Origin of the sequence: Wenjunlia vitaminophila DSM 41686 (genome assembly GCF_000380165.1) — a bacterium.
GTDB classification, from domain to species: Bacteria; Actinomycetota; Actinomycetes; order Streptomycetales; family Streptomycetaceae; genus Wenjunlia; species Wenjunlia vitaminophila.
The window spans coordinates 1-1,680 of record NZ_KB904643.1; the positions used below are offsets into that span (position 1 = coordinate 1).

General features: G+C 65.4%; 2 protein-coding genes. Both read right to left on the minus strand.

Annotation, left to right across the window (positions count from 1 at the left end; translation table 11 throughout):
* Nucleotides 1-142: 142 nt before the first annotated feature.
* Entirely contained in the window at nt 143-367 is a 225-nt protein-coding gene (locus A3IG_RS0103430) for a helix-turn-helix domain-containing protein (protein WP_079032600.1), read from the minus strand.
* Between the two features lie 1,103 nt (nt 368-1,470).
* Nucleotides 1,471-1,680: tyrosine-type recombinase/integrase (locus A3IG_RS28490; protein WP_018382148.1), on the minus strand; the 210-nt coding region annotated here is incomplete at its 5' end.

Consider the following 1,680-nt stretch of genomic DNA (forward strand, 5'->3'; position numbering starts at 1 on the left):
GCACGGATCAGGTCCAGGTCCTCTGGCGTGAACGAGACCTCGCGGCCGTACTCCCGGCGGCGGAACTCGCGGTAGTGGTCGCGGAGCCAGCGCTCTTTGCAGCGCAGCTCCTCGGCGGCTTCGGCCAAGCTGAAGTCGGCCATCAGGCCACCGCCTCTCGCAGCGTCGCGCCGGTGCTGCTGCGTCCGGTGGGAGTCCACAGAACCAGCAGATCAACGCCGATCCGGTCCGCAATCGCGGATGCTGCCTCGATGTTCAGGGTCTCCTGATCACCGGTCAGCAGCGCGCCGACCGTGCTCGGCGCCACCGAGGTTGCGGTGGCCAGGTCGCGGATGCTGACGCTGGTGCCATCTCCGGTGTGCTTCATGAGGGTGCGCAGTAGGTCGGGGCTGCGCAGGGCAAAACGGGGCGCCCTTCGGGACATTGATCCTCCCGCGATGATCCATCCCCCTTCGGGGATATCGGAATCATCGCACTAGCAGGACGATATGTCTATCCCAGAGGGATGGTCATATCGTCCCGGCGCTCAAGGCGACCCCTAGCGCGGACTATCCCCCTTCCTGGACAATCTGTCCCGATGTCGGGGTGTCCACCGCCCCTCACCAGCTAGACATCACTCACCCAGCCGACCCCCGGCGGACGCCGGGCAAACTGATTGAGGGCATGATGGCGACCATGACCACCACCCCTCGGGACGATCTGTCCCGTCTCGTGAGAGGCCGGCGCGCGGAGCTCGGGCGGAGTCTGGCCCAGGTGGTGAGAGCCGCAGGCGACCCGTCACTCAACGAGTCGTGGGTGAACCGGTTGGAGCTGGGACAGCTCCGCGACGTACCGAAGCGCGAGCGACTGGCGTCTCTGGCCCGCGGCTTGCAGCTACCGTTTGCCGAGTTGGCGCGAGCTGCGGCGGCCCAGTACCTCGGGCTCCAAGAAACCTGGTCAGGCGACCACCAGGCCCGGGCGGTCGTGGCTCACATGGAGGAGCTGACCCCTGCGGAAAGAGAGCAAGTGAGGGCCATCGTGGAGGCATTCGCCCGATCTCGCCCTAGGGCCGAGTGAACCTGCCTCCGCAGGAGGCCAATTCACCCTAAGTTGAACATGACTTGAAGCCGACTTGCGTTCAAGTCGCTTCCCCGCTTAGCCAAGTGCGCCATATCGCTTGGCCGCCCCCTTGTCCGTGGGCATGATGGCCTGACACCACAGACCCACAACCATCACGCGTCATCCACAAACCGAACTGGTGATCGAATATCACCGCGTAGCGCAAGAGGGGCACCATGACGAAACTCCCGCCGATCCTCCGAGTTAAGCGCGTCAAGTCTCTGCCTGGCCAGCGGACCGTGATGCGCGTCGAGCGCACGGGGGTGATTGAGGTTCAGGTAGTGAAATCCGAGATATCCGCCCGCGCTGCGCGGGACCTGCGAGCGGTTATTCAGCTCGCACTGGACACCGGCTCTCTCCAGCAGGGAGAGATCACCCCACCACGCGAAGCGGCGGACGGCCACCCTTGAGCGCACTCTCCACGGCCGCCATCGCCTCGTCGTCCACCTCGGGCAGCAGGTGCCCGTAGACGTCGCTCGTCGTCTGGATCGACTCGTGCCCTAGCCTGCGCTGGATGTAGGTCAGCGGCTGCCCTGCCGAGATCAGGGCAGCCGCATGACTGTGCCGCAGATCGTGAGGCGT

Bases quoted from the DNA above. Each gene is read 5' to 3' on its own strand.
- A3IG_RS0103430 (WP_079032600.1), bottom strand. From the start codon at position 367: ATGAAGCACACCGGAGATGGCACCAGCGTCAGCATCCGCGACCTGGCC.